The following is a 19,783-nucleotide window of genomic DNA, read 5'->3' on the forward strand; positions in this document are numbered from 1 at the left end:
CGTCCACTTCCACAGCCTTATCCACCCCGCGCGCATCGCTTACTCCCCCTCGGAACCCATCCGGCGCGATCATTACCGCCCGGGCATTGAGCGTAGATGCCCGGCGGCACCCATAACGCGGCCTCGGCGTCCAACGACGCCATGTCAGCTTGGGGCCACCCATCGGGCCTTGCGAGCCAACGCCATCTGGAACCACCGCGGCCTGGGCCGGCAGCGGGACAACTCCGAGCGACCTGGTGTGCGCCGCCCGAGTTCACGGCGAACGGGAAGCCATTGCCGCTGTGATCGGGTCTTCAGCCGGTGGTGGAGTTCGTGTTGTCCGCGGACAACACGAGCACCGGTCTCAGTCCCGCCAGGTCCGCAGGTGCACCGCGATGCGTGCGGCTGTGCATTTCGGGTCGTACAGCTCACGTGCCAGTGCTGACAGCTGCTCCCGTGTCGGTGCCACAGATACGCCGCTGGCCTCGAGGTACATCACGGCGACGGCGCAGGCCACGCTCAGGTTGGACTGCTCCAGCCAGCGCAGCCGCCCCAAGGTGTGCACCAGGGCCGCAGCTCTGGCGAAGGCGCCTTGGTAGACGGGGGTCTCCAGAAGGTGGGCGCGGTGACGAGCGACCGCGGCGAGGGGGACTCCCAGGTCTTCGGGGGCGGGATCCTGATGGCCGGCGCGTTCGGCTACTTCGAGGATCCAGGAGAGGTCTATATGCAGGGACATGCTCACGCAGCGGCACTCCGGCTGGGTGCGGGGGAGTGCTGGATGTCGAGGTCCTTCTCGAGGGCGTCGAGGAAGGAGCCGTGCTCGTCCAGGAGGCGCTGGGCGCTCGTCATCCCTGCGGCCCTGGCACCGGACGTGTCCTCGGCGATGAGCCGCTCGACGTACCGGTTGAAATCGAGGCCGCGAGCTGCTGCGGCGTCCTTACCTGCCGCGAGCACGCCGGGCTCGAGCCGGAGCTGAGTCTGCTTCTTCTGGGATGCCATACAGGAAAGGTAGCAGGGTGGTAGCAGTAAGGGAAGTGTTGGCTCGCGTCTGAGGGCTCTGTCTGTAATCACCCATGGGCCCGAGAGCGAACACCTGCTGCATCGTTCGGGCCAAGACGTGAAGCGAGGGAGGCGAGCGCTTGTGAGTCAGCGGAGGTCGAAGGTGAGGGGGGAAGCGATGCCGAGCGAGCGCTCGGAGGCGCCGACTCTGCCCACGCCTGTTATGGGCTTTCGGCCCGGCGACGCCACCTCACCGCGCACACGGTGGCTCGTCGGCGACTGCAGCAAGCCATCGTGTCCCCGTCGACCAGGCGGTGGCAGAGACGACCACAGGGATGCGGTGACGGTCCTTGGAGTCCCGGATCAGTACACCAGCGTGGTCCGGTCGCGCCTGGGCCTCTACGCAGGCGTCCTCGAAGTCGCCGCTGTAGGTGCTCTTGTGCCATCCGTTCACCGAAAGAGGCACGCAGATTCTCCGTGGCGGTAGAGCGATTCGAGCTGGGGTGGGTCTTCGTGGACCGACCCCAGCAGGGTAGGTGCTGGGGGCGTCCGAGCGTCCGTCGCCGCTGTCGGCACGGGCCCGGGCACGGGGCTGATACCCGAGGTTCTGCGACGAGCCTCCGCATTGCTCGCCGACAACCCGGGTTGTCGTAGCGCCGGCGTGGCGCGCTCCGGGGTGAAGCCCACGGCAAACCCCTCGGCGATGATCTGTATGGACCCGTCTCGCTACGGGTTTGCCAACCTCCCCGACGACGAGCACGTGAAGGCGTTCCGTGTCCTCACCTCCGTGTTCGCCGTCGCTGATCCCCGACGCAGAGAGATGGACTGCAAGGGCACTTGCGGACACGCATGGCACCACCTGCCGACGGCAGTCGAGGAGCCGTGGGGGCAGCGCTGATTCAGCAGCGGACTATTTCTCCGGCGGAAGGGTTCTGTCAGACGCTGCCGGAGTCACCGCTCTGTCGGTGGCCTTCGAGAGCATCCCGAATCGCGCCAGGTAGTGCCATACCTTCTTGACCGCTTGGGGGTCATGGAGGCCGTCACGTGCAGCAACTCCGATGATCCGAGGATCGAGCACGCCATCGGCCGCGATCTGAATGCCCAAGTCGACGTATTCCTGACCGCGGTAGCCGGGGTGACCGCGGAGTTCTTCAATCCCGAGTCGGAAGCCGGGGTGCCACTCGACGGGGCAGCCAAGACTCAGAGCCGCGGTCTCGACCTTCGTGCCCCGGTAACAGGGGTCCAGCACCAGCGCCTCCACATGGCAGTGCAACCGGACCGGCCCGTGCACCTGCGCCTCTATGTAGTCGTCAAGCTCGTCCTGACGATCGGCGAGGGCAAGATCGAGGAGCCCCATGCGGGCCGCGACACCGAAATCCGAAGGTTCAAGGAAGCTGTCCGGGTAGCAGAACGTGGTCCGCGTCAGCGTCTCGGCCGTCAGCCGGAAGTGAGCCGAGCCGAACCGCGGCGCTCCACCTACCGGCTTGCGACGGAAGTTCAACGCTCCGTAGACGGGCCGTTCGTGCGCAGTCGCTTCGTCGTACGCCCCGTCGAAGATCCGGCTCTCCCAGCGCCACCGGTCGCCACCTGGATGAGCGGTCAGTCCGCCGTTGCTGGTCCCCGTGACGAACTGCGATCGGTAGACGCCGTCCTCGGCCAAGGCATCCAGGATCGGCATGCCGTGCAGCAGACGGTCCGGGTGGAAGTTGAGGGTTACTCGCAGCGTCGAGTCGACCGGAGAGCCTGACGCCAGTTTCGTGACATGCCGAAGGGCACGTTCCTGCGATGCCTGGAGGGAGGCTGTGGAGCTCATCGGCCCAGTGTTCCCCAGCTTGATCAACCCGTGCACATGGGTTGTCTACCGACAGCCAGTTCCGGCTTCACGGGGTATTGATCGGCAACGACCGTGCTGTCCCTTCCCGTTCGTTGTTGCAACGGCGTACGACAGCTGCTGGGCGATGAAGGATTAGGGAGAGGCCGGTGACCCTGCGGTGCGTCATTTGATCTTGCATTTCCCGCCCTTTGGCGTGGCAGGCCAGGGTGGAGCATGACCCAGATACGCCACGACAGGGGGCCAGGTGCAGGGTTGACCCTTGCGGGCGGGGTCAGGCGTCGACGGGGTGCCAGACGGGCCCGTTGTCGTCCTGGCGGGCGTGGCCGAAGACCATGTCGGCGAAGTGGATACCGAAGCCGGTCGTGCCGGGTTCCTGGAGGCTCGCGACGAGTTGGCGGCGGTAGTGCGTGGACTGTGCGGTGTCGTGGTCGGGGGCGGCGGACCACTGGGGGTGGCTGATCTGGATCGGTGAGTGCATGGCGTCGCCGAAGGCGATGATCCGCTGCTCACCGGAGGTGATCTCGTAAGCCGTGTGGCCGGGAGTGTGGCCGGGCATGAGCCGGACCGTCACGCCGGGGAAGATCTCCTGTCCGTCCGTCACGGTGCGGACCCTGGGGGCCATCGCGTCGATCTGTGTCTTGCCCACGCCGTGCGCCGCCATGTGCTCGCGCGCGGCCCACTCGGGCTCGGTGAGCAGGTACTCGGCATGCGGGAAGGCGGACAGGTCGCTGCCGGGAAGCTGCGGGGAGAGCCAGCCGACGTGGTCGCCGTGCAGGTGGGTGATGGCCACCGCCTCGATCTCCTGGGGGCTTCGGCCGGCGCGGGCCAGGTTGTCCAGCAGTTCGCCGCCGTGGAGGGCACCGATGGGGCTGCCGGGTTCGGCCGGCATCGTCTGGGGTCCGAAGCCGGCGTCGATCAGCAGGGCGCGCTCGCCGTGTTCGACCAGCAGGGCGCCGATGGACCCGGTGAGCTGGCCGGTCTCGTCCAGATACTCGGGGTGGGCGGCCCATGCCTCGTCGGTGCTTTCCGGGAGCCAGCCGCGCGGTGAGAACTTCACCGCTCCGTCCGGTACGTAGGTCACCTTCGTGCCGCCGAGCGTCAGGGACCGCAGGCCCGAAGGCCGGCGCAGTCGCTCGCTCTGATTCGACGGTGTGCTGTTCATCGTGGGTGTTCCTTGTGGTCGGGGATTCGGCGCGGGCGGGAAGCCGCAGGTCGCGGGATCGGGAAGGGGAGCGGCGGCCGGGTTATGCCGGGAATGCCTCGGACGCCCGCTGGATCTTGTCGATCAGGCGGTGCTGGGTCACGGCGTCGGCGAAGGTGGTCGCCTCGGTGGTGCCGTCGGCCTTGTCGCGGGCGAACGCGGCGTACAGGTGAGCGAGGTCCTGGACGCTTTCGTCGAGCGAGGAGTCGGGCAGAGTCCGGTATTCCTCGGGCGCGGGGAGCACGGTGAGTGCCGCGTGGTCGCCGCTGTCGGTATTGACGCCGTGGAGGGTGTTGTCCTCGGTGTTCTCAAACGCGCGGTTGTTGGTGAGGCGCAGGACGCCTTCAGTGCCGGTGATGTCGATCTGCAGGCCGGTGGGAAACTTCTGGCCGCCCTCCAACTGGACGGAGAACAGGCCCCCGCCGGCCAGGGTGCCAATTGCCATGACCTGGTCGGGTTTGGCGGAAGCGATCGCCTTGCCGCTCTCTGCCAGGGTGATGGCGGGGAACTGGGTCGCGGTGAGGGCGGTGAGGTCCTTGGGCGGGCCGACGAGGCGGAACAGGACGTCGAGGAAGTGTCCACCGTAGACGGAGAGGACGTGGGTGAAGTTGCCGGCGTCGATGGTCCACTCGACCTTGTCCGGCATGACCGGGCCGAACGCGTCCACTCCGACCGAGATGCGGGCGGCCCGCAGGTCGCCGACGTATCCCTGCGTGATGAGGTCGCGGGCGTAGCGGTTGGCGGGGCCGAGGCGGCGCTGGAGGCCGACGATGTGCCGTACGCCCTTGGCCTCGGCCAGGGCGAGGAGTTCCTCGGAGTCGGTGGTGCGGGTGGTGAGCGGCCACTCGCTGTAGACGTCCTTGCCGGCCTCGATGGCGGCCCGCACGAGCGGTGCGTGGTCGGGGGAGGGGGTCACCACTGCTACCAGGTCGACGTCCGCGTCGTTGATCAGCTCGTGGGGGTCGTCGTAGGCGTGCGGGATGCCGAACTTGTCGGCTGCCTTCTGCGCTGATTCCTTGCGGCGTGCGGATACGGCGGTCACCTCGTACTCGGGCAGTGCCCGCAGCGCGGGGATGTGTCCGTAGGAAGCCCAGCCGCCTGCTCCGATGAGCCCGACCCGGATAGCCTGCGTGGTCATGTCCTGCTCCTTCACGTGTACGGGCTCGTCGTGGGGCCCAGTGTTGTGTGCGGGTCTGCGCGCGGCCGGGCGACCTCGCGTTGCCAGGTCACGGTTCACCCTGCCGCCGGGTCGCTCCGGCGGCGCCGGGCGGGGGCCGGGGAAGCCGTGGCGGCGTCCGCCGAGGTCGTGACGACCAGGGGCTGCCGACCGGCCCCGTCCCGGCTCTCACCCCGGTGGTACCGCGAAGCCGGTGATCGTACGTGCGTCATAGCCCTATCCTTGACCTTGACACTAATGTCAAGGTCAAGCCCGGAGGCCCCGGGCACTACATGAGGAGGGCCACATGCGTATCGGAGAGCTGGGGAAGCTCACGGACACACCGGCCCGATCGCTGCGGTACTACGAGACCCAGGGGCTGATCGAGCCACAAAGGCTGGCCAACGGGTACCGCGAGTACGACGACTACCTGGTCGACCGGGTAATCCAGATTCGCGGATTGATCGACAGCGGAATCCCCACCCGGATCATCAAGCAGATCCTGCCGTGCCTCGACAAGCCCCGCGAGATCGTGGTCGAGGACGCGGACCCGGAGCTGCTGGCGCTCCTCGCACGCGAGCGCGAGAGGATGACGGCCCGCATCGACTGCCTCACTCTCAACCGGGACGCCATCGACGGCTACATGGAGGCCGTCAGCCGCGCGAAGACCGAGCGGGCTTCCCTCGGCGTGGCGTAGGCACACTGCTGCCGCAGAGGCTGCCAGGCGCCCTCCGCGACCTCGGGCCCCGGGCCGGGCGGTGCGGCGTGCCCGCGGGCCGTACCCGTCGATCCGCGCCCGCGGGCATCAGCAGAGTCCCCGCGGCGTCCGGCGTGCATGGCGACGACCGCGCACCGCAGTGGCGAGAAGGTCTGACCTCGCAGTCCGCCCAGATCACTGTGGCCGGCAATCCGCTCGAATGGCGCCCCCATGACTTCAGAAGGATCTTCGTGACCGACGCCATCCGCTCTGGGCTGCCCCCGCATATCGCCGCGAAGATCTGCGGCCACGCCGCTCTGGACACGACCATGAGCTATGCCGCGATCTACTCGGAGGACGTGATCTCTCATCATCGGGCCTTCATCGCCCGCCGCAGAACCGAGCGGCCCAGCGAGGAGTACCGCGAGCTCACCGTCACCGAGTGGGACGAGTTCCTGGCCCACTTCGAGCTCCGCAAGGTCGCCCTGGGAACCTGTGGCCGCGACTACGCGCCCCCTTGCCAGGATGAAAACGCCTGTGTCAGATGTCCCCTACTTCTCGTTGACCCGGCCCAGATGCCTCGTCTGCAGGAGATCCACGCCAACCTCATCGACCGCCTCCAGGAGGCCAAGGACCAGGGCTGGCTCGGCGAGGTCGCCGCCATCGAGACCACCATGGCCGCCGCCGCGCAGAAGCTGGAGGAAATGCGCGTCCGTACGGCGCAGCCCTCCACCGTTCATCTCGGCATGCCCGACTTTCGCCGCGATGCCGGGCGAAGCAGCGCCGAGTTCATGGATTGATCTCCGACGGGTGTAGCTCCTTTCAAGGGGCAGACTGAGCTGGGCATTTGCCTTACTGGCCGGGCTGAGCGCCGCGTAGATCGATTCGAAATCCTCAGGTCACGCGCGGGCCGGACCAAGATCGACTGCCTGGAAGTCAAGGATCGCGGCGATGCCCTCCTGGGGACCCGGTTCGATCACCCGGTCACGCGCCGAGCCGTAGTTCATGCAGGTAGGGCCGCCCTTTGAAGGAGCTACGCCCATCAGGGTTCGCGGCGCGCGGGCTCAGCGGCACTTCCACCGTCCTTACGCCGTGTCCTTGAAGTAATGACCGTCCTCGATGTCCTCGATCAGCCCGGGGTGCACGGGAACCCAGCCGAAGCGCTCCCGGGTCAGCGCGCTGGACGTCGGGTTGTCGAGCGACACCAGTAGGGCGAGAAGGCCGAAGTGGCCGCTCGCCTCCTCGGCCGTCAGACCCACCGCCGGAAGCTTCAGCTGACGGCCGATGGCCTCGGCGATGTCCCGGAACCGCACACCCTCCTCCGCGACCGCGTGCACCGGAGTGCCGGGCGGGGCGGATTCCACGGCCAGCCGGAACAGGACCGCGGCATCACGCCGGTGCACCGACGACCAGCGGTTCGCCCCCTCGCCGACAAAGGCCGAGACACCCTTCGCACGAGCGATACCGATCAGCATCGAGACGAACCCGCGCGTGTCCCCCCGACCGTGCACGGTCGGCGCCAGCCGTACCGACGACGAGCGCACCCCGCGCCCGCCCAGGGCCAGAACGGATGTCTCAACCGGGAGCCGCAGGCCGGTGACGGCATTGGGAACAGCCGGGGTCTCCTCGGTCAGCACCTGTCCCGGCGTGCGGCCGATGACCCCCGAGGTGACCACGAAGGGCTTGCCGGTCTGCTCCAACTCCGAACCGATCGCCTCCACAGCCTTCAGCTCGACCCGTGCACGAGCGGCAGAGTCGGTGGTCTCGGAGATGTGCTGGTTTGCCGCGAAGACCACCCCGTCCGCCTTCGCCGCGCCGGAGCGCAAGCTGTCCAGGTCACCGAGGTCACCACGGTGCACCGCGATGCCTGCCCTGGCCAGAGTCGCGGCGGAGGCATCGGAACGGGCGAGACCCACGACCTCGTGGCCCGCTTGCAGCAACTCACTCACGATGGCAGATCCGACGTACCCGGTTGCCCCTGCGACGAAAATACGCACGATGAGAATCCCTCGATGATTTCAGGTTGGCCCGCCGCACGGCGCCGGGTTCGTACCGTGACGGTAGGAGCGACAGGAGCACGGCGTCCAAGACCTGTTCCGCACCACGCGATACGGATCAGGTATCACGAGTACGATGCAGGAGTGCCCAGCGCCCACGTACCCCCGGTCGACTTCGACCTTCGCCTAGTGAGGTACTTCACGGTCGTGGCCGAGCACGGCAACTTCCGCCGCGCAGCGGCCGAACTGCGGCTTGCGCAACCGTCGCTGAGCCGGCAGATCCAGAGCCTTGAGAAGCGGTTGGGCGTCCGCCTGCTCGACCGCACCACCAGGGGCTGCCGCCTCACCGCGGCCGGACAGGAGTTCCTGCCCCAGGCGGAAGCACTCCTGCGCTCCGCGGAACTGGCCGCGACGACGACCCGCGCCGCAGCTGCATCCGGCGCCGTCACCATCGGGTACGTGGGCGGACTCATCATCACCCCCGCGGTGCGCGAGCTGCGCAGCCGCCATCCCCAGGCCGAGGTCACCACGCTGCACCTGGACTGGAGCGATGTCCACATGGCCCTGCTCGACCACCGCGTGGACGCGGTCATCGCCCGAGAGCCGTTCCCGACCGACAGGCTGCGGGTGACGCCTCTGTACCAGGAGCCCCGGGTGCTCCTGGTACCGACGACGCACCGCCTCGCGGGCAGGGAGTCGGTCACCCTCGACGACTTCTCCGGCGAACCCCTCATCCGTTACCCGGACCCCGCCTACGACGCCTTCTGGCGCCTCGACCCCCGACCGGACGGACGCCCGGCACCCGACGGCCCGCTGGTCGAGGCGCACGCGGACAAACTCGAATCCATCGCCGGCGGACAGGCCATCGCGCTAGCACCGGCAGCCGACGGGAGCAGCACGCCCAGGCACGATCTGACGACCGTTCCCGTCCAAGGAATCGAACCGTGCGACGTGGTGATCGCCACCCGCACCCGCGAGCGCAACCGCCTGGTGTCGGCCTTTCTCGAAACAGCCCGATCGCATCTCACCGGTCGCGACACACTCCGAAGGGCGTAGCTCCTTCAAAGGGCGGCCCTATCTGCATGAACTACGGCTCGGCGCGTGACCGGGTGATCGAACCGGGTCCCCAGGAGGGCATCGCCGCGATCCTTGACTTCCAGGCAGTCGATCTTGGTCCGGCCCGAGCGTGACCTGAGGATTTCGAATCGATCTACGCGGCGCTCAGCCCGGCCAGTAACTGATCGTTTCAGAATGAGATCGGCGTGGCGACTGGTTCTGGCGATCTTGGCAGGCAGGGTCTGGCGGGTGTCTGCCGATCTTGTCCCGGATGAGCTCTGGGACCGCATAGCTCCGTTGCTGCCGCCGCGACAGGAACGTCGGCACCGGTACCCCGGCCGCCTTCCGGTGTCTGACCGGGTGGCGTTGGCAGGCATCATCTACGTGCTGCGCAGGGGTGTGGCCTGGCGTGACGTTCCAGTGCAGGTGGTGGGCTGTTCCGGCATCACCTGTTGGCGCCGACTGCGGGACTGGACCGAGGCCGGGGTCTGGCCGGCCCTGCACCAGGCCCTGCTGACTGAGCTGCGCGCTGCAGACGCGCTGAACATGGACGACTGCGCAGTCGACGGCTCCCACATCCGGGCTCTCAAAGGGGGAGATCACGTCGGGCCTTCACCGGTCGATCGTGGGCGGCCCGGATCCAAGCATCACGTGATCGTGGACCGCCAGGGGATACCGCTCGCGGTCTCGCTGACCGGCGGAAACCGTCACGACGTCACACAGTTGGTCCCCCTGCTCGACACGATCCCTCGCATAGGCGGACTGCGGGGCCGGCCGCCCGCGGAACCGGCCCAAGCGGATGTTCGCCGATCGCGGCTACGACTTCGACAAGTACCGCCGCCTGCTGTGGAAGCGCGGCATCAAGCCACTCATCGCCAGGCGGGGTGTCGCGCATGGTTCCGGCCTGGGGAAGACCCGGTGGGTTGTCGAGCGCACCTTCGCCTGGCTCCACCGGTTCAAACGCCTACGAATCCGCTACGAACGCCGTGCCGACCTCCACCACGGTCTCCTGCAACTGGCCTGCTGCATCATCTGTCTCCGCCGACTGCAGGCACCGTCCCAGAAGGATCAGTAGGGTCGTCGGTGTGCGCGATCTACGAGTGGTCCTGATCGGCGGGACATCGAACGTCGGGAAGTCGACCGTCGCCCAAGAGGTGGCGGCAAAAATCGGGTTCGAGTACCTGAGCACTGACGGGATGGCCCGGCACCCAGGTCGGCCCTGGAGAACCCCGGAGTGGGAGGTGCCGGCGCACGTCGCTGAGCACTACGGATCACTTACGGTGGACGAGCTGATCACGTCTGTGTTCGACCACTACGATCGGCTCTGGCCCCGCATCGAAGAGCTGATCACGGCCCGTGCGGCCAGCGACCGCGGCAGTCCGGGCCTGGTCCTGGAGGGGTCGGCACTCTGGCCCGTCCGCGTCGCCAGGCTACAGGTCCCGCACGCGGCAGCCGTATGGCTCACCACTGACGACTCCCTAGTACGCGCCCGCGTTCACGCTGCGGGCTCCTATGAAGCAGCCGCAGACGAGGAACGGGTCCTGATGGACAAGTTCCTGGCCCGCACGGAGTGCTACCAGGCACTGATGATCGAGGCCATCGACAGGCTGGGCCTGGCTCGCATCGACGCGGGTGGCGGACAGTCCGCCGAAGAACTGGCTGACACTGTGCTCGCGGCACTCGACGCGCAGACCGCGCTGGGACGGCCATCCACCGGCCGGTGACCATTCATGACTGCTCACCTACGGTGCATCCCGGCGCCAAGCGCCCCACCAGCTCATATTGAAACGATCAGTAAGGCAAATGCCCGGCTCAGTCTGTCCCTTGAAAGGATCTACACCCTGAGGATTTTATCGCTCCAAGACCTACCTTGCGGATTCGGTGGCTGTCATGTCGAGCGCGGAGCAGATGGCAGTAGAACCCGGAGGTGGGTCTGTGGCTGCTGTGGGGTTCCCCGGTTCACGGACACAGGACTGGAAACTCGGCCTCGACCCAAAGGGCACGGATAGCGGCGGACTGGCCGTCGGTAGGGACGTCGTCGGTGCTCCAGATTCTGGCCTGGGTGGTGGAGTTGTTGACGGGCGGCCAGCCCGGGTTTCCGGTGGCAGCGAAATCGGCCCACGCGCGCACCATGCGGCGTGCCAGCTCGTGGTCCGCGGGGGTGGGGGTGCCGCCGATGAGGACTGCCAGGCAGTCGGTGTCGAGGTTGCCGAAGGCGAAGGGGATGTCCGCACAGTGCCAGGCCCGCACTACCCCGTTTGGGCCAGTGCGCCGACGGTCGAAACGTGACAGGAACGCCCGGCCGCCGGCCTGGACGTGACGCTCGACGAGTCGATTGCTGTACTCGCCGAACAGCAGATCCCCGAAGACGGCGAGGTAGACATCGAGCACCGGGGCGTGGGGCATCGCAGCGCGATAGCCGGCGACCAGTCCGTCAGGGAGGTGGAAGTCTTCGGCGAAGAGAGCCAGTTGTTTCTCGGTGGTGATCTTCGCGCTGCTGCCGACGGCGTCGAGCAGCCAGTACTCCTCCGTGGTGTGGCAGACCAGCAGGTCCACTTCCCGGCTCGCACCGGCTGCCATCCCCGTGAGGGGGTCGGTGGGCAGGACGTCCCCGTCGAGGACGGGGGCGTAGAGCGAGGGGTCGTAGTGGCGGGACCCGGAGGCGGGGTCATGCCGGTAGTCGTTGACCACCCGGTCGGAGGCGACGACCAGGGCCTGTGGAGTCGCAGATGTCAGGCCCTCGGCTGTGGCAGGGCAGCCCGCTGCCGCAGCGATCTCGCGGGTGGTCGCCGCAGCTGTTTCAAGCGTGTAGCACGGGCTGGCGGCGCTGTGGACGATGGCACGGTGGAACAGGCCTCGGGCGCGAGCCATCACCATCAGGCAGGCAACCGAAGCTGCCCCGGAGGACTGGCCGGCAACCGTGACGTTGCCGGGATCGCCACCGAAGGCGGCGATGTTTTCACGAACCCAGCGCAGGGCAGCGACCTGGTCGAGCAGGCCGCGGTTGTCCGGGTAGGTGGTTGTTTCGGCGGCGGGGATGTGGCCGAAGCCTTCGAAGCCGAGCCGGTAGCTGAGGGTGACCACGACCAGGCCGGTGCGGGCCAGCGCGGTACCGTCGAAATCGGGTTGGGCTGAAGACCCGAAGGTGTAGGCACCGCCGTGGATCCAGACCAGGACGGGCAGGTGGCCGACCTCGGGGGTCGGGGTCCATACGTTGACGGTGAGGATCTCCTCGTCGGCGGGCGACCACACGGGTGCGCCGGGCAGCTCTGCCGACTGCGGGGAGACCGCTCCGAAGGCCGTGCAGTCCCGCACCCCGGTCCACGCCGGTGCCGGGAGAGGTGCCCGGAACCGGTTGGCGCCGAATGGCGGGGCGGCGTAGGGGATACCAAGGACGGCGACGACTTCGGTAGAGACCCGAAAGCCCTGGACCGAGCCGTTCTTCGTCTTGAAGGTACCCACGAGCGGACTGCCTCTCATCGCACGCCAGATCGCCGGAGAGGGCGAGGCTTCAGCTTTGCATCACGGGGCACCCCAGGACCAACACCAAGATCATGATGATTGACGCACCAGTGATGTCAATTCCCCGCCGCTACCAGTCCGCCGCGTCGCCAATCGATCGACGTCTGCCAAGGATGACGAAGGTTTGAGGCGCGGGGCGTCTGGGCGGCACGGGATTTTCGAGGTTGAGGATTCGATGCGCTGGTGTGGCAGGCGAGGGTCTGTTCCTTCGAGCGCGGCGCGCAATTTCGCGGCCGTTTACGTCGGCGTGAGTAGAGGGTGCGCGTGCTCGGCAACGGCACCAGCCCACTCACCGTGCGCGGCCTCCACCGATTTCGCTACGCGGCGGATCAGCCGGGACCGCTGCCCCCGGCGAGACCGGTGAACCGCTGTGCAGGGGTACCGACACGTCCACCGCCAGTCCGTGCGACCACAGGAGGTGGAACAGCACCGGCAGCACCGCCAGCGGCTCACCTGCCGCCGCGGCCCCGTCCATCAGCGGCAGCGGGCTCGGCGAACACCTCCCCAGCAGCGAGGCGGCCACCGAACCTCAGCAGGAACACCTGCGCAAAGGGTGACCTGCGGAGCCGGCCGGACGATGAACATCAAGCTGACGGTCGGCGCTACCGCTCTGCGGAGGATTCCCGGTGCCGGGTGGCATGCAGGCTGCCGAGCAGGGACAGTGCCTCGACACTGGGGCTTCCCGGGGCGGCGTGGTAGATCACCAGTTGCTGGCCGGGGGCGCCGCGGACGTCGAAGGTCTGGTAGGTGAGGTCGAGCGGTCCGACATCGGGGTGGACGACCTCTTTGCCGTCTCGGGTCTTGCCGTGCACGGTGTGCGAGGACCACAGGGCGGCGAACTCCTCGCTCTCCTCGGTCAGGGAATCGACGAGGTCGTGCAGGCGCCGGTAGTGCGGGTCCAGGCCTGTGGCGTGGCGCAGTCCGGCCACGACCGCCTCCGCCGCCCGCTTCCACTGGGTGAAGAATTCCCGGGCGGCCGGGTCGAGGAAGGTCATGCGGGCCATGTTGTCCCGCTTGCCGAACGTGGAGAACAAGGCGTCGGCCAGGGCATTGGACGCCAGGAAGTCGGTGGCCGGATTCAGCACGAACGCCGCGGCGTTCGGGTATCCGTCCAGGAGCTGACGCAGCGCAGTACTGACTGTCTCTCGCGGCTGCGGCCGCTCACCGTCCGGTGCGGTGCCGGCCAGCCGGTACAGGTGCTCGCGCGCTTCGTCGTCCATCCGCAGTGCGCTGCTGATCGCGTCGAGGATCTGCGGGGAGGGGCTGCGCTCGCGGCCCTGCTCGAGGCGGGCGTAGTAGTCGCTGTTCATTCCGGCCAGGACGGCGACCTCTTCCCGCCGCAGCCCCGCCACCCGCCGGGCGCCGTGGGAGGCGAGCCCGACATCGTCAGGTCGCAGGCGGGCACGGTGGGCGCGCAGGAAGTCTCCGAGATCGTTGCTGGTCACCCCTTCAGGCTAAAGCCGCCCCTGCCCGTGTGCCTGGGTGCGCCGTACCCAGGCACGACTCGTCCTGGCTCCTCTCTCTCAGGCCGCCCACGCTGGTGATCGGCACAGCGAAACGAGGAGGAGCACATGGTGAGTAACCAGTCGAGGCCGCGGCAGGAAGCCGCCGGGCGAAGGACCGGTGCCGTAGACGCGGTCGGGATGTGGGTGACCGCGGACGGGCATATCCGCCAGGAGCTGCTGCCCGACGGCCGCTACGACGAGGCCCGGGGCACCCGGTCCAGCGCTTACACCGGCCGCTACACAGTCACGGGCAGCCACCTCGATTACGTCGATGACAGCGGGTTCACCGCCACCGGCGACATACGTGACGGCGTGCTCTTCCACGAGCACCTTGTCCTGTACAAGGAGCAGCAGACATGACCCGACCGGCCAAGACCTTTCTGATCACCGGCGTCAGCAGCGGCCTGGGCCGCGCTTTCGCCACCGCAGCCCTGGGCGCCGGCCACACGGTCGTCGGCACCGTCCGTAAGGACGCCGACGCGGACGCCTTCACCGCCCTGCACCCCGAGGGCGCTCATGCCCGCCTCCTCGACGTCACCGACGACACCGCGGTCCGCACGGTGATCGGCGAGGTGGAACAGACCGTCGGGCCCGTAGACGTGCTGATCGCGAACGCCGGATACGGCCTGGAGGGCACCTTCGAGGAGACGCCCCTGGCCGACCTGCGCGCCCAGTTCGACGTCAACGTCTTCGGCGCGGTGGCCACCGTGCAGACGGTCCTGCCGTTCATGCGGAGACGGCGCCGCGGGCACATTGTGGCCGTCACCTCCATGGGAGGACTCGCGTCCTTCCCCGGCGTCTCCGCCTACTGCGGCAGCAAGTACGCCCTGGAAGGCATCCTCGAAGCCGTCGGCAAGGAAGTCTCCGGCTTCAACGTCCACGTCACCGCCGTCGAGCCGGGCTCCTTCCGCACCGACTGGGCGGGCCGCTCCATGGTCCGTACGCCACGGTCGATCCCCGACTACGACGAGTTGTTCGAGCCCATCCGCGCCGCCCGGCAGACAGCTAGCGGCCAGCAGCTCGGAAACCCCGCCAAAGCCGCCACAGCGCTCCTGCGCATCCTTGACGAACCGAATCCTCCCGCCCACCTCGTCCTCGGCTCCGACGCCCTGCGCCTGGTCCGTGCCGGACGCGAGGCGGTCGAGAGCGACCTCAACGCCTGGGAGGACCTCACCCTGTCCACCGACTACGCCCCCGCCGATGAGACGCCGTAGGTCGCCCGGGGGCCACCGACACTGGCGAAGGCGAGTTGGGCGGCGGGGTGCGGCGGGGTAGTGCTGCCGCCAGAGCCCGCCCTCGGCACCGGCGACACTGACCGTTCTTGGCATGATCAAAAATGGGGTAAGGACGAAGGGGGTTCCCCTGACGAGGAACCCCGGCACGCCGGAAAGGCACAAGCACACAAGCCCCGCTGACGGGGCAGCACGAGCGGGGGCGGTCAGTGGCCTGGCTGACGAAGATCACGGCAGACGAACAGGTCGACTACCGGCTGCGGGAGCAGGCCGGCTGTTCGGTGGTGGAGGCGTCAGCGGAGCTGGCCGTCGTGGCGGAAGGCGCCGTCGACGAGCGGGTCGACCACCGGCTGCAGGGTGCTGCTCTGGTGTGGATGGGCACCGGTCTGCATGCGGTCGGACTGGCCGACGGCCAGGTCCTCGATGAGGAGGGAAAGGACGCCGCCCGGCGTCTGATGATCGGGTGCCATCCAGAGACTGGCGCGCGGCTGATCCGTACGCAGACGTCGGTCCGCGCGCACGAGAGGGCGAAGCTGACCGCCACCCGGCTGCTTGAGGCCATCGAGTCGGCGGCCGCGGAACGGGGAGTCGAGCCCGCCGCTCTGCTGGAGGGCAAGCCGAAGCAGCAGAAGGTCCTGGCACAGCAGCAGCGGATGGTGCACCGGTTCGGTGAGATGCACCGGATGCAGGTGACCACCCTGCACAAGCTCGCCCGCGCTGCCGGCCTCTCCCTGGACGACGTCTACGGCGAGCGCGAGCTGGCCGAGGCGCGGGAACACAAGGACGTCCGGGTCGATGACCGGGTCCGCGGCTGGGACCTGGTCCTGGACCTCCCCAAGTCCGACAGTGTCCTGCAGGGGCTGATGGACGACTTGGACGAGCGGGAGCTGCGCGACCTTGTGCACCAGGCCAAGCGCGACACGTTCGCCCAGCTCGAACCCTGGGTCGGCTACGGCGTCGGCAGCGAGGACGGGCGCCCGGTCCGGATTGCGACCGGTGGGCTGATGGGCTGGTCCGTGGAGCACCAGGCGGCGCGGCCGATGGGCGACGGTCAGCCGGGCGACCCGCACCTGCACCTGCACGTCACGATCCCGAATCTGGCTCTGTGCGAGGACGGGCAGTGGCGTTCCATCGCGAACTCCGGGCAGGACCTGCACCGGCACGCGGCGGTCGCCGACGCACTTTTCAAGGCGCGGGTCCGGGCGCTCACGTATGCCCGGTTCGGAGTCCGGCGCGAGCAGCACGAGAAGACCGGCGCCCGGGAGATCGCGGGGATCCCGGAGCAGCTGCGGACGGCGTTCTCCCGCCGGGCCACGTTGGTCGACCAGACCGCCGGCGCCGACGCGAGCCGGGGGGAGAAGGCGAAGGTCTCCCTGCAGACCAAGCGGGCCAAGCATTCCGCCGGCACTGCGGGGATGCGGGAGAGCTGGCGTCAGCGGGCCGAGGACGCGGGTGTCGACGTCGACGCCATGGTCGCGGCCGCCGCGCCCGGACCGCCCGGTCCGGACGGGGGACTCGGCATTGACGGTCCCGGCGGCGGTCCGCATATTCCGCCGCCGGCCGACCTCGCCGCGATCGTGTTTGACTCCGAGACCGGCCTGACCCGCAGCGAGAAGACGTTCAGCCGCGCGCAGCTGCTCGCAGCGGTCGGCAACGCCCTGCAGGACGGGATCGACGGCGGGCCCGGGCGCCTGGACGAGATCGCCGACGACGTCCTGGACGTGGCCGGGTACGCGGTGCGCGTGCCGGACTACGGCTCCACCGTCATGACGTCGACGGTCCGGTACACGACGCAGGACATCCTGGATGCGGAGACGTACGTACGAGACCAGGCACTCGCCCGGCACGGCGAAGGCCGGGTCGCGCTGACCGTCGATCAGGCTGCTGCCGCCGTCGACGCCTTCCAAGTCGCGGTGGGCTTCGAGCTCTCCGGCGGGCAGAACGCGGCGGTGACCCGGCTGCTGACCGGCGGGTACGGCATCGACACCGTCGTCGGCGTCGCCGGAGCCGGCAAGAGCACGCTGATGGAGGCGTGCCGGATCGGGTGGGACGCCACCGGCGCCACCTATGCCGGAGCGTGCCTCAGTGCCGTCGCGGCCCAGAACCTCACCCAGGCATCCGGGATCCCCGCCCGTACGGTCGCGGCCTGGCTCCAGCAGATCAGCACCGGGAGCGGCCTCACCGGCATCGACCTCCTGGTCATCGACGAGGCCACGATGGTGGACGACCGATCCGCCCAGGTCCTCATGCGCGAGGCGGCCCGCGTCGGCACGAAGCTCATCGGCATCGGCGACCCTCTCCAGCTCCAGGCCATCGGGGCCACTGGATGGTTCCGCGATGTCCACCGGCTTGTCGGCGGGCTCACGCTCCACGAGAACCGCCGCCAGGAGGACGCTGCCGAACGCCACGCGTTGGAGGTCTGGCGCACCGGCGACCAAGACCAGGCGCTGCGCCTGCTCGCCGACCGGGGCTGCGTCCACCCCACCGAGAACGCCGACGAGGCGCGCTCACAGATCCTCACCGCGTGGGACGAGCTCCGGCGCGACCGTTGGCCCGGCACCAACGACCTCGTCGACGAGCTGGTGGTGCTCGCAGCCCGTAACACCGACGTCGACGCGCTCAACGCCGGGGCCCAGCAGATCCGCCGCGCCGCCGGCGAACTCGGCACCGAGCACACCTACGCCCTGCCCGGCGGCAACCGGCTCACCCTGGCCACCGGCGACGCCGTACGGGTGCGCGCCCGCGACTCCCGCAGCCGCCGAGGGGAGGGGCCGGACCTGCTGAACGGGTACCGGGCCGTCGTCAGCGAGATCGCCGAGGACGGGCGGATCGAGATCACGTGGCGCACCTGTACGCGCGGCGAGGACGCGGCGTTCGTGTCCGCGTGGCTGACGCCGGACCAAGTCGTCTCCGGCGCCCTGTCGCTGGGGTACGCCATGACGATCGCCGCCTCGCAGGGGATGACCTGCGACACGAGCCTGCTGTACGGGCACGGTGCCAACGCCTTCGCGACGTACCCGGGCGTGGCCCGGGGCAAGCAGGCCAACCACCTGTGGCTGCCGCTCGCGGTCATCGAGAGCGAGGACAGCCGGGCCCAGCTCGGTGACGCCCGCACGGAGAAGGAGCGCCTGGAGCGCGCCGTCGAGGCCTTCGCCCGGTATCTCGGGCAGTCGCGGCCGGAGGCGATGGCCTCCGACCTGCTCCACGAACCGCCGGCCCTGGCCCCGGTCGTCGTGCCGTCGCCGACTCGCGCCCGGTCGACCACCATCCACGACCAGCACCATCGCGAGGCCGAACCACAGCCCCGGGAGTACCGGCTGACGGATGAGCAGAAGCAGCGGCTGGCCGACATGCAGGAGGAGCGGGAGCTGGCCGGGGTCCGGGCCTGGAACCGCCGCCCGTACGACGACCGGACCGACCAGGAGCTCACTCGGCTCATCGCCACCGGCCCGGTCGACGCCCGGCGCGAGGACCTGGCGGCCGCCGAAGCCGAGAAGACCGAGCGCGCGCTGCTGGAGCAGATCGCAGCCGACAAGACCCGCGGGGAAACCCGGGGGCGGCGTGAGGCCGCGCCCATCTACCTCCTGCTGGACCGCGCCGACGAGCAGTTGGCCGTCGCCAGTGCCGAGCAGGCCCGCGAGACAGCCGCAGCGGAGGTGGCGGTCAAGGCTGACGAGCGCCTTCGCCTCCTGGCGACCGCCGACGACAAGGGCAGAATCGCACTGCGCCTGGCGGGCACGTCCCGCAAGGAACACCGGCAGCTCGCCCAGCAGGCCACCGAGGAACGCGCTACAGCATGGCGGGAAGCCGCCGACGCGGGGGCCGCGGCCTCCCGAGCAGCTGAGGCCGCGTGGGAGATCGTGCGCAGCAGCCCGTACGCCGCCGTGCTCGGTGCCACCGAGCAGGTGCCGGACGCCGACGCCCTCGCGGCCCGGCTCACCGAGATGCGCGAGACCCGGATCCCCGCCCGAGTCCAGCAAATCGACACCGGCGACGAGAAGAGCGTCTCCCGCGCCCACGGCCAGGCGACCCGAGCCCGGGAGAACGCGGCCATGTACCGGGCTGTCGCCACCGACGCACGGACCGAGAAGACGCTGAGGGCCCGGATCGCGGAGCAGCACCCCAGGCTCCATGAGTCCGAGGTGCAGGCCCGCGCCGATCCCCAGACGGTTCAGGAGACCCGTAGTGCCCGTGTCGCCGTACGGGACAGCCGCTCGTACCAGCCGTCGACTCGGACACGTACAGGTCCACGCCGAAGCCTCTGAGGGGTGGGCCACCCAGCGGCAGGCCGACAAGGAAGGGTCGTCCAGCACGAGGGCAGTCATTCGCCGCAGGCTGGATGAAGAAGGCTGCCGAGTCGCGGTCATGCCGCGAGTCGGAACGCCGGACACCTGGCCCGGATACGAGCGAGCCCTCCGGAGAAAGAGTTCCTTCGGAGGGCGCTGTCATCGAAGCTGTTGAAAGCTGTTGCTGCGAAGGGCGGCTTCGCCAGGCGCCGATACGCGCGAGGTCTCGAAGAGCGTTTTATCCCGTCCGGGGTGTTTGGTAAGGCGGCGGTCCAAGCGGATCGCGGTCCCTTTTGGGTACGGTCCGTGGGGTTCAATG

General features: G+C 68.9%; 19 protein-coding genes. 9 read left to right on the forward strand and 10 right to left on the reverse strand.

Annotated features, from left to right (window positions below):
- Window positions 1-343: 343 nt before the first annotated feature.
- The 3 genes from ACIREO_RS35300 to ACIREO_RS35310 all read right to left on the reverse strand — a co-directional run bounded on the left by ACIREO_RS35300 (window position 344) and on the right by ACIREO_RS35310 (window position 1,738).
- Window positions 344-715, reverse strand: a complete 372-nt coding sequence (locus ACIREO_RS35300; RefSeq protein ID WP_404118136.1) for a fic family toxin-antitoxin system, toxin component — start codon at window positions 713-715, stop codon at window positions 344-346.
- Between the two features lie 2 nt (window positions 716-717).
- Window positions 718-978 carry a hypothetical protein gene (locus ACIREO_RS35305; RefSeq protein WP_404117960.1) on the reverse strand — a complete coding sequence of 87 codons (261 nt, stop codon included), beginning with the start codon at window positions 976-978 and terminating at the stop codon, window positions 718-720.
- A 250-nt stretch (window positions 979-1,228) separates the two neighbouring features.
- The gene (locus tag ACIREO_RS35310; protein WP_404117963.1) at window positions 1,229-1,738 is read right to left on the reverse strand and encodes a DUF397 domain-containing protein; all 510 of its coding nucleotides are present in this window, start codon (window positions 1,736-1,738) and stop codon (window positions 1,229-1,231) included.
- Here ACIREO_RS35310 and ACIREO_RS35315 point away from each other — a divergent pair.
- Complete coding sequence (locus ACIREO_RS35315; protein WP_404117965.1) at window positions 1,640-1,876, forward strand: DUF5958 family protein; 237 nt, start codon at window positions 1,640-1,642, stop codon at window positions 1,874-1,876. The genes ACIREO_RS35310 and ACIREO_RS35315 overlap by 99 nt on opposite strands.
- A gap of 12 nt (window positions 1,877-1,888) precedes the next feature.
- On the opposite strand, the gene ACIREO_RS35320 is transcribed toward ACIREO_RS35315, so the two are convergent.
- From ACIREO_RS35320 to ACIREO_RS35335, 4 genes are all read right to left on the reverse strand, one after another.
- Window positions 1,889-2,791, reverse strand: coding sequence for a DUF3626 domain-containing protein (locus tag ACIREO_RS35320; RefSeq protein WP_404117968.1), 903 nt, complete (start codon window positions 2,789-2,791; stop codon window positions 1,889-1,891).
- 292 nt (window positions 2,792-3,083) lie between these two features.
- A complete protein-coding gene (locus ACIREO_RS35325) occupies window positions 3,084-3,974 on the reverse strand; it encodes an MBL fold metallo-hydrolase (protein WP_404117971.1) in 891 nt (296 codons plus the stop codon).
- A gap of 82 nt (window positions 3,975-4,056) precedes the next feature.
- Complete coding sequence (locus ACIREO_RS35330) at window positions 4,057-5,151, reverse strand: Gfo/Idh/MocA family protein (protein WP_404117973.1); 1,095 nt, start codon at window positions 5,149-5,151, stop codon at window positions 4,057-4,059.
- A 95-nt stretch (window positions 5,152-5,246) separates the two neighbouring features.
- The gene (locus ACIREO_RS35335) at window positions 5,247-5,402 is read right to left on the reverse strand and encodes a hypothetical protein (RefSeq protein ID WP_404117975.1); all 156 of its coding nucleotides are present in this window, start codon (window positions 5,400-5,402) and stop codon (window positions 5,247-5,249) included.
- A gap of 74 nt (window positions 5,403-5,476) precedes the next feature.
- Between ACIREO_RS35335 and ACIREO_RS35340 the strand changes: the two genes are divergently transcribed.
- Together ACIREO_RS35340 and ACIREO_RS35345 are read left to right on the forward strand one after the other, a co-directional pair.
- Window positions 5,477-5,866 (forward strand): MerR family transcriptional regulator, encoded by a 390-nt coding sequence (locus ACIREO_RS35340; protein ID WP_404117978.1) that lies wholly within the window; start codon window positions 5,477-5,479, stop codon window positions 5,864-5,866.
- 251 nt (window positions 5,867-6,117) lie between these two features.
- Complete coding sequence (locus ACIREO_RS35345) at window positions 6,118-6,666, forward strand: integrase (protein WP_404117981.1); 549 nt, start codon at window positions 6,118-6,120, stop codon at window positions 6,664-6,666.
- Window positions 6,667-6,951: 285 nt separating this feature from the next.
- Here ACIREO_RS35345 and ACIREO_RS35350 read toward each other — a convergent pair whose 3' ends face one another.
- Window positions 6,952-7,863, reverse strand: a complete 912-nt coding sequence (locus tag ACIREO_RS35350) for an SDR family oxidoreductase (protein WP_404117984.1) — start codon at window positions 7,861-7,863, stop codon at window positions 6,952-6,954.
- A gap of 144 nt (window positions 7,864-8,007) precedes the next feature.
- Here ACIREO_RS35350 and ACIREO_RS35355 point away from each other — a divergent pair, with 144 nt between their 5' ends.
- From ACIREO_RS35355 to ACIREO_RS35365, 3 genes are all read left to right on the forward strand, one after another.
- Window positions 8,008-8,919, forward strand: a complete 912-nt coding sequence (locus tag ACIREO_RS35355) for a LysR substrate-binding domain-containing protein (RefSeq protein WP_404117986.1) — start codon at window positions 8,008-8,010, stop codon at window positions 8,917-8,919.
- A 195-nt stretch (window positions 8,920-9,114) separates the two neighbouring features.
- A protein-coding gene (locus tag ACIREO_RS35360) for an IS5 family transposase (protein ID WP_404117989.1) occupies window positions 9,115-9,994 on the forward strand; the annotation gives its coding sequence in 2 pieces (ribosomal slippage) (window positions 9,115-9,687 and window positions 9,689-9,994; 879 coding nt in all).
- 10 nt (window positions 9,995-10,004) lie between these two features.
- Window positions 10,005-10,643 (forward strand): hypothetical protein, encoded by a 639-nt coding sequence (locus tag ACIREO_RS35365; protein WP_404117990.1) that lies wholly within the window; start codon window positions 10,005-10,007, stop codon window positions 10,641-10,643.
- 235 nt (window positions 10,644-10,878) lie between these two features.
- Here the strand turns inward: ACIREO_RS35365 and ACIREO_RS35370 are convergent, their stop codons facing one another.
- Together ACIREO_RS35370 and ACIREO_RS35375 are read right to left on the reverse strand one after the other, a co-directional pair.
- Entirely contained in the window at window positions 10,879-12,381 is a 1,503-nt protein-coding gene (locus tag ACIREO_RS35370; RefSeq protein WP_404117992.1) for a carboxylesterase/lipase family protein, read from the reverse strand.
- Between the two features lie 662 nt (window positions 12,382-13,043).
- Entirely contained in the window at window positions 13,044-13,886 is an 843-nt protein-coding gene (locus ACIREO_RS35375; RefSeq protein ID WP_404117994.1) for a helix-turn-helix transcriptional regulator, read from the reverse strand.
- Window positions 13,887-14,012: 126 nt separating this feature from the next.
- On the opposite strand from ACIREO_RS35375, the gene ACIREO_RS35380 reads away from it, so the two are divergent.
- From ACIREO_RS35380 to mobF, 3 genes are all read left to right on the forward strand, one after another.
- Entirely contained in the window at window positions 14,013-14,306 is a 294-nt protein-coding gene (locus ACIREO_RS35380) for an Atu4866 domain-containing protein (RefSeq protein WP_404117996.1), read from the forward strand.
- Entirely contained in the window at window positions 14,303-15,160 is an 858-nt protein-coding gene (locus ACIREO_RS35385; protein ID WP_404117999.1) for an oxidoreductase, read from the forward strand. Before ACIREO_RS35380 ends, ACIREO_RS35385 begins: the two co-directional genes overlap by 4 nt.
- A 227-nt stretch (window positions 15,161-15,387) precedes the next feature.
- Window positions 15,388-19,443: a MobF family relaxase gene (mobF, locus tag ACIREO_RS35390; protein WP_404118001.1), complete on the forward strand. Its 4,056-nt coding sequence runs from the start codon at window positions 15,388-15,390 to the stop codon at window positions 19,441-19,443.
- Window positions 19,444-19,783 lie beyond the last annotated feature (340 nt).

The organism is Streptomyces sp. NPDC102441, assembly GCF_044765585.1.
Classification (GTDB): Bacteria; Actinomycetota; Actinomycetes; order Streptomycetales; family Streptomycetaceae; genus Streptomyces.